This is a genomic window from Streptococcus mitis, from assembly GCF_002096925.1.
Classification (GTDB): Bacteria; Bacillota; Bacilli; order Lactobacillales; family Streptococcaceae; genus Streptococcus; species Streptococcus mitis_AF.
Genome location: NZ_NCVN01000023.1, coordinates 1 through 8,899 on the forward strand (window position 1 = coordinate 1; position 8,899 = coordinate 8,899).

The window sequence follows — 8,899 nt, forward strand, 5'->3', positions numbered from 1 at the left end:
GACAAACATTAAAACGATGTTTGTCTTCAATCTGAAACAACGGATTTGCCGTTGTTTTTTTTGGAGATAAGGGACTATTGTCCCAGACTCTTTTTTACTCTTTGTCAACTATAGTGGTTTTTTATTTAATTAAGTTAGAGAGACGGATTTCATTTCTCATTTTTCTAGTATTAAATGAAATATAAATTTTAGATTTAAAACTTTTTTGATAAAAACCGAAGTCTGTAAATTTGTTTAGTATAATAATGGACATTTTAAATTTAAAAATGCTATAATGTGAGTTAGGGATCGATTACCTATGTAAAGCCATAAAATTGTGTAACTCTGGCTTAGAATGGAGGAATTTTCAAACTGCTAGGAATTGATTTCACAGTTAACATATAAATAAAAAAGGAGAAACCATGTATTCAAGAATGGAAAAAAATCACGGACAAAAAGTGCAGCGCTTTTCAATCCGTAAGTATAGTTTTGGTGCAGCATCAGTAGCTGTAGCAGCTTACATGATGTTCGGTGGAGCAGCAACTGTTCAGGCGGATGCTCAAGTTACACCAAAGACGGCATCTGATTCACAAACAGTCCCAGATGCAAGTAATCAAGCAGATTCAACCATGCCTCTAGCTTCGACTGAAACTGCTACACCAACAGCTGAGCAACCATCAACACCAGCGCCTGCAGCAACGCAACCAACAGCACCGACTGAAACACCAAAAGCCGAAGAAGCTCTAGCACCAGCTTCAAAGGCTGACACAAGCAAGTTGGAAGCAGCTATTGCTCGTTTAGAAGCAGCTTTAGAAAAAGCAGCATCAACTGAAAAAACAGCTTCAGCAATTGAGTCTGCAAAAGCAGAATTAGCAAGCGCAAAAGCTGTAGCCGCAAATGAAGCTGCAACAAAAGAAGAGGTGGCAAAAGCTACATCAGCAGTAAACGGTAATGCATTCGTATTAGAAAGTATGCCGAAAGCAAAAGCAGAGAAGAAAGAAGAAAAAGAAAACAAAAACCAAGATTCACGTAATGGAAAAGCGATTCCTGGACAAGGTGAAAGTGGGTTTAGAGATGGATCTGCAGCAGCGACAGGATATAAAAATGATATTAATACTGTAAATACTGAATTAAAAGCTGCAATTGATAAAGTAAAAGTAGAAATTACAAAAGAAGAAGCTTTAGGTGAAGGTAAAACAAACAAAGAAAAACTAGATGTTTTACGTGCTATTGTAGCAAAAGCTGAAGAAGAAAAAACAAAAGCTACGACAGCAGTAGCAAAAGCTGATGCTACAGAACAAGAACTTCAAGCTGCATTAACAGAAGCAAAACAAGAAAAAGATAGATTAAACTACTATCTAACTAATGCAGAAAACTGGGGAGCACCAATTAACAATAATAGAGCTGGTTATGGTAATAACCCAGCAAACGGTGTTTTTGAAAGCATGAGTAACGGATTTGGTGAAGTTGATTTCTCTGGTCCTAAAGTAGAATCAAAAAGTAAAACTATTGAAGATCAAGTAAATAATCTTCAAAGTGAAAAACATTACGGTAAAGTAACTTACAATTGGAAGACTAAAAAAATCACTGCAGCAGAAGCTGAAGCAGGTGCATTAAACGGTTGGAAAATTGGTGGAACAAAAGACTATGTAAATGCTGTTAAGCCAGAAGCACCAACAGATTATACTGTTGCTGGTGATCGAACAGAAGCGCCAAAACCAGCGAAAGCTTATGATGACAATGGTAAACATGATGCTTCAACTGCTACTCAAAACCAACCAAATGCAGATGGTAAGTTCTTAGGTGGTGCGATTACTCTAGATGGAATGAAAAATGACGATAGAGGAAATGTTAAAGATAGAGATTACTATCTTGAATTAGGAAGTAAAGGTGTTACTTTATCTAAAGAATATGATGTAAACCCTAATTCTGAATTATTCTTCAATATGGTTTACAATGGAGCATATGGTAAAGCTGCACTTTCAAGTCAAGGTGAAGAATTAAGTGTAGAAATTACAGATGCTTACACAGGTAAGAAAATTGCTTCTATTCCAATGAGAGATGGAAGCACTCCAACGGAAGCTACAGGAAGACCAGCAGGATCAAATGAAGGAACACCTTCTGATAGTTGGAATAATATTGCAAGAATTTATCATGTTCCAGAAGGAACAAGTAAAGTTAAAGTTACCATCAAAGCAAAAGATGATGGTGATTTTAAAGGTGTTCAAGATGGATTCATTATCGGTGGTGTAGGAATTGCTACTGGTCCTGGTATGCAATTAACTACAAATGTTACTAGTGAAGGTAAGAGTGGAGAGTACGGATTTACAAAAGATAAATTATATAAACGTTCTCAAGAAGGTAAATTAAACCTTGAATTGAAAAACGTTGGTGGTGTTGAAAATACATTCCCTTACGGTGGTACATTTAACATTAAAGTACAAATTCCAAAAGGTGTTAAATTAGGTACAGTTGATACTACAAATTACAAAAAATTAGATCTATCTAAAGCAAATGGTGAATCTATTTGGACTGATCAAGGATACTTAACAAATGTTCGTTATGATGAAGCGACTAATACATTAAGTATGGATGTGAATGCAGTTCAATATGGTAAGAACAACCTAAAAGCCGCAGGGGAAACATCAAGAAAATTCTCAATTCCATTTACGACTGAAGATGATTATGTAGGAGATGCTACATTTAAAGTTACAGGAACAGGTGGAATGGGTACTCAAGATGCTCAAGGAAATAGAATTTACCCATGGTTATGGACTGGAGATAAAGGACCTTACGCTTATGATGGAAACTACAAAGCTAATGGATTAAGATGGTCAGATGATCCAGATTACTACTATAATAGAACAATCTATATTGATGCTCGTAAACCTAAATCAGCTACAGTTGAAGAAGTCCACACAGATAGTATTGTAGGAGATTCTGATGCGAAAAATCAAGATAAATACTTATTAGTAAATACAGGTGATGCACCAGGTTCATTAACTCCGTCAGATGACGAAATTAAAGCTAATCTTAAAAAAGTAGCTGATAATAATGGAGTTACTTTATCAGATGAAGAAATAGCTAAAAGAATTGCTGAAATTAAAAAAGCATTACAAATTGAAAATGAAATTGGTAAGAAAATCGAAATCACATTACCAAATAATGATGTTTTAGAATTAGAGAAAAAAGATGATGGTTGGTATCAAGGAGATACTAAAGTAGAAACAACGCCTGAAGGTAAATTAAAAGTAAGTCTTAAAGATGTTAGTCTTCATACACATGAAGGTAATGATAAGATTGCTGTAACTTCAGTTTCACCAGTAGGAAATGTTTCTGAGCCAAGTTATGCAAACATTGTCAACGAAGCTCCAACAGTAGCAGTTGAGAAAAAAGATTTATACGTTTATAAAACTAAAGAAGCTGATAAATGGAACAATGAGAAGGTTCTAGAAAAAGCGAAACCATCAGCAACTGACTTAGAAGATGATCGTGACGGAGTTGATTCTACTAAACCATCAATTGCAGTAAGTGATGCAGGTAACCTAGATACAACTAAAGTTGGTGATTACACTGTAAAAGTTCAATCAACGGATAGTGAAGGTAAGAAATCTACAGAAGCAGAAGTAACTGTTCACGTATTAGACTTAATTACAGTAGACCCAACAGTAACAACTGATCCAACAAATCCAAGTACAACAGCTCCAGTATCTCCAAAAACAGCAGATACACCTGTAAAAGATGGAGATGAAAATCTTGGTAAATATCCAGCAGGATTGACACGTAATGACTTAGTTAAAGAAGTAACACGTACAATTAAGTATCTAAAAGAAGAAGATGCTGATAAGGCTGATGCAACTCCTTTATATGCTGAAAAAGTACAAAAAGTAACATACAAACGTACAGCAACTGTAAACCCACAAACAGGAGATGTAACTTACTCTGATTGGCAAGTTTACAATGAAGCTGATAAATTAACAGATGCTACAGCTGATGGAACAAAAGGTAAATTCAATGCTGTTGATTCACCAGTAGTAGCAAACTACTTATTAGTAAATGCTACAGATAAAACAGTAGCTGCAGAAGTTGCACCAGTTCCTGGAGAAAATGGTACAGTAGATCCTGTAGTTAAAAAAGTTCTTTATAAAGAAATTGGTTCATTTACACCTGAGTATCCAGCTGGTAAGAAACCACAAGATGCACCAGATACAATTAAATATCCTAACAATCCAAATGATCCAACAAAACCTGGTGATTTCAGTAAGGTAGTTATTCCTTATGTAGATGGATATGTTCCAACATATAATGGAGTAGAATTAACACCAGTTGATCCTGCAGATCCATCTAAAGGATACAAAGTTCCAGACAACTTTGACCCAACTGATAAATTCGGTAAAACTCCAATTCAATACGCACCAGGAATTCAAAAAGCTACAGTTAACTTTGTTTCTGTAGATGCAGATGGTAAAGAAACACCATTAGATGAGAAATTTAATATTACGGATCTTTCAGGTAAAGCTGGAACACAAATTCCAGAAGATAAAATCCAAGCACGTATTGACGTATTAAAATCAATGGGTTACACAGTTAAAGAAAATCCATTTGATCAAGATCCAACATTTGATTATGATTCAGATAAAGATCAAAGCTTTACAATTAAGTTAACTCCAAAAGTTTCAACACCAACTCCTGTTTATGTCGTAGAAGGTGATAAGCCAACAACAGACAAACTTAAAGATGCGGTTACTACAAAAGGAAATGATAAAACTGTAGATGAATCTAAGATTCCTGAAACAAAAGGAAAAGTTGGAGATGATACATTAACTGTACCAGTAACAGTAACATACGCTTCAGGTGATAATAAACGTGAAGAAACAGTAAATGTACCAGTGAAAGTTGTTAAAGGATATCCACAATTAGTAGCAGTAAGTGAGGATAAGAAACAACCTTCTCCAGAAGATAATATTGATACTTCAGACTATCCAGATGACGCAACATATGAATACAAAGAAGAAGTAGATACAACAGCACCTGGAGATAAGAAAGTAACAGTAGTTGTTAAACAAGGGGATAAAGTACTAGTAGAAGTACCAGCAACAGTACGTGTAGTAGATAGCAAACCACAATTTGTTGTTGCAGATCCTAAGAAACCACAACCGGATGTTAAAGCAAGCATTACTCCAGATGAATATCCAACAGGAACTGAATTTGAATATAAAGAACCAGTTGATACAACAACAGCAGGTGAAAAAGAAGTAACAGTTGTAGCTAAATTAGATGGAAAAACAATTGTAGAAGTACCAGCTAAAGTAATGGTAGTAGATCCTAAGACACAATATGTGTTTGAAGACCCTGCAAAATCACAACCATCAGCTGATGAAAGTATCGATCCTGACCAATATCCAGAAGGAACTAAATTTACTTATAAAGATGGTGAAGTAGATACAACAACACCAGGAGATAAGAAAGTAACAGTAGTAGCTAAAGATGGCGAAGACAAACTTGTAGAAGTACCTGCAGTAGTTAAAGTATTACCATTAGTGAAACCTGAAGGATTAACAGTTCTTAAAGGAAGCGAAAACTTAGAAGCTGCAGTTAAAGCTAAAGCTGAAGAAGTAGTAGCTGCATTACCAAAAGATAAACTTCCTGAAGGTGTAACTGTAAAAGTTAAAGAAGTGAAAGCAGGAACTACACCAACAACAGCTGAAGTAACTGAAACAGGAAAACCAAAACCAGCAACAGTAGTTGTTGAATATACTGATGATAAAGGAAATGTTATTGGAACGAAAGAAGTAGAAGTTCCTGTAACAGTAGTTGGATCAACTCCAAAATCAGTAGTTGTGTTTGAAGGAACAACGCCTGAAAAAGATAAAGTTAAAGAATCTGTAACACCAGGACAAGGTGGAACAGTTGGAGAACCAGCAACATTACCAGAAACAGCTGGGAAAGCTGGAGCTACAGATGTAACAGTAGAAGTCCCAGTAACTTATCCAGGAATGAAAGATTCTGAGAAAGTAACAGTACCAGTAACAGTATTACCAGTAGCAAAAGGTGAAGTAACAGTAGCTAAAAATACAACTCCAGATAAACTGAAAGAAGTAGCTAAAGCCAAAGCTGAAGAAGCAGTTAAAGAAAAAGACTTTACAGATAAATTACCAAAAGATGCCAAAGTAACTGTAGGTGATGTAACAAAAGCTATTGAAGACAAAGTAACAGCTAACAAAGGAACAGGAGTAACAACAGTAGAAGTACCAGTAACATACACAGTTGATGGAAAAGACTATACAACTACAATTCCTGTAACAGTAAATGTTAAAGGTTCAGATGTTAAACCAGTATACGTTGTAGAAGGTGACAAACCAACAGCTGTCGATGTAAACAAAGCAATCACTCCAGGCGAAGGTGGTACAGTAGGAAAACCTACAACATTACCAGAAACAACTGGAAAGGTTGGTTCTACAGACGTGACAGTAGATGTGCCTGTAACATACGACAATGGAAAAATAACTGAAAAAGTAACAGTCCCAGTTACAGTGTTACCAAAAGTTTCTCCAGAAGGTGTAGTAGTACCGAAAGATACAGATAAAGGCACACTTGAAAAAGCTGTTGCTGATAAAGTAAAAGAAACAGCTAAAAATGTTAAAGGATTACCAGAAGGTGTAACAGTAACAGTTAAAGAAACACCACTAACAACTCCAGAAACAGAAACACCAGGAGAAAAAGACTCAGTAACAGTAACAGTTGAGTATAAAGACAAAGGTGGAAACGTTATAGCTACTAAAGAAGTTAAAGTCCCAGTAACAGTAACACCAAAAGTGACTCCAGTGGTAGTAAAAGTAGGAACTCCAGTCACAGCAGAAGATGTTAAGAAACGTGTTGATCTACCAAAAGATTGGGAAATTACAAATGTTGGAGAAATTCCAGCAACAACAACACCAGGAGCAAAACCAACTGTACCAGTAGAAGTGAAATTACCAAATGGAAAAACAGTTACAGTAAAAGTACCAGTAATCGTAACACCAAAAGTAACTCCAATCGAAGTAGAAGTAGGAACATCTATTACTAAAGATGATGTTAAGAAACATATCGAACTTCCTAAAGAAGAAGGATGGGAAATCATCGAAGAGAACTGGGTAATTCCAACAACAGAAACAGCTGGGAAAAAACCAGGAGTTAAGGTTAAGGTGAAATTACCAACAGGAGAAATCGTTGAGTTAGAAGTACCAGTAACAGTAACTCCAAAACGTGGTTCTGAGTCACAACCAAACAATGGCGGTGGAAATGGTGGTAGCAACTACCGACCAACACCACAACCTGTTCCATCAACACCAGAGACTCCTGAGCAACCAGTAGCTCCAGTGCAACCGGAACAACCAACAACTCCAACCCAACCTGCTGTTCCAACACCAGCTGAAACATCAGTACCAACTGATTCAGCTACTCAACCAGCAACACCTAAATATGTTGAAGGTCAAAAAGAATTGCCTAACACAGGTACAGAAGCTAACGCTAGCCTCGCAGCGCTTGGACTTCTTGGAGCCCTAAGTGGATTTGGACTTCTTTCTCGCAAGAAAAAAGAAGACTAAAAACTCATAGTTTTTAAGAAGATGATTCGTCATCTTCTTTTTTTATATCCGCTCCTTTTTCTTATAGTTTGAAACTATAGGATTGCCTAGGAAAGAAATGTTAGAGGGAACCAGTAGTTTTTGGTATAATGGAAGATATTTGAAAGAAAAGAGAAGTGATATGACACAGATTATTGATGGGAAGGCTCTAGCAGCTAAGTTACAAGGACAGCTGGCTGAAAAGACTGAAAGATTAAAGGAAGAAACGGGGCTAGTACCTGGTTTGGTAGTGATTTTGGTTGGGGACAACCCTGCCAGCCAAGTCTACGTTCGTAACAAGGAGAGGTCAGCCCTTGCGGCTGGATTCCGTAGTGAAGTTGTGCGAGTTCCAGATACCATTACTCAAGAGGAATTGTTAGACTTGATTGCCAAATACAATCAAGATTCAGCTTGGCATGGGATATTGGTCCAGTTACCATTACCAAAACATATTGATGAAGAGGCAGTTTTGTTGGCCATTGACCCAGAAAAGGATGTGGATGGTTTCCATCCCTTAAACATGGGGCGTCTCTGGTCTGGTCATCCAGTCATGATTCCTTCGACACCTGCAGGAATTATGGAAATGTTTCATGAATATGGGATTGACTTGGAAGGTAAAAATGCGGTCGTCATTGGTCGTTCCAATATCGTTGGAAAACCTATGGCCCAGCTTCTTTTGGCAAAGAATGCGACAGTGACTTTGACCCACTCACGGACTCATAATCTTGCCAAGGTGGCTGCTAAAGCAGATATTCTGGTTGTTGCAATCGGTCGTGCCAAGTTTGTGACTGCTGACTTTGTCAAACCAGGTGCGGTAGTCATTGACGTTGGGATGAATCGTGATGAAAATGGTAAGCTCTGTGGGGATGTGGATTATGAGGCAGTTGCCCCACTTGCTAGCCATATTACGCCAGTTCCTGGAGGTGTAGGTCCTATGACCATTACTATGCTGATGGAGCAAACTTATCAGGCAGCGATTCGGACATTGGATATAAAATAAGAAAAAAGAACCTGAGACAAAATAGTTCTCAGCCACAAAGAAGCTAGAGATTTCCAATAGCGGAACTCTAGCTTTTTAATTTTGAGTCGTTCTCTTATTGTATTTGAGGAGGTTATTGGCCATAAGTACCAAACCTATGTCAATTCTCACTTGACACTTCCCTCTCAGATTACATCTCTTGTAACCCAAACAAGCCTTTATCTGCCCAAAGACAGGTTCCACATCAATCTTGCGTTGAGTGAAAATCTGTCTACCTTCGGGAGATAAAAGCGCCTGACATTCTTTAGCTTTCAAGTTTTAATAGCGTTCGTTCATA

Annotated in this window: 2 protein-coding genes and 1 pseudogene; 2 read left to right on the plus strand and 1 reads right to left on the minus strand. The window is 37.2% G+C overall.

Annotated elements, in window-relative coordinates:
• Positions 1–401: 401 nt before the first annotated feature.
• Both B7692_RS05570 and B7692_RS05575 read left to right on the plus strand, forming a co-directional pair.
• Positions 402–7,565, plus strand: a complete 7,164-nt coding sequence (locus B7692_RS05570; RefSeq protein ID WP_084930161.1) for a Rib/alpha-like domain-containing protein — start codon at positions 402–404, stop codon at positions 7,563–7,565.
• 160 nt (positions 7,566–7,725) lie between these two features.
• Positions 7,726–8,583 (plus strand): bifunctional methylenetetrahydrofolate dehydrogenase/methenyltetrahydrofolate cyclohydrolase, encoded by an 858-nt coding sequence (locus tag B7692_RS05575; protein WP_192855479.1) that lies wholly within the window; start codon positions 7,726–7,728, stop codon positions 8,581–8,583.
• Between the two features lie 75 nt (positions 8,584–8,658).
• On the opposite strand, the pseudogene B7692_RS05580 reads toward B7692_RS05575, so the two are convergent.
• Positions 8,659–8,877: pseudogene (locus B7692_RS05580) on the minus strand (transposase); the annotation flags it as partial.
• Positions 8,878–8,899: the final 22 nt, after the last annotated feature.

Coding starts and splice junctions, on each gene's coding strand:
- B7692_RS05570 (WP_084930161.1), top strand. CDS start 402: ATGTATTCAAGAATGGAAAAAAATCACGGACAAAAAGTGCAGCGCTTT.
- B7692_RS05575 (WP_192855479.1), top strand. CDS start 7,726: ATGACACAGATTATTGATGGGAAGGCTCTAGCAGCTAAGTTACAAGGA.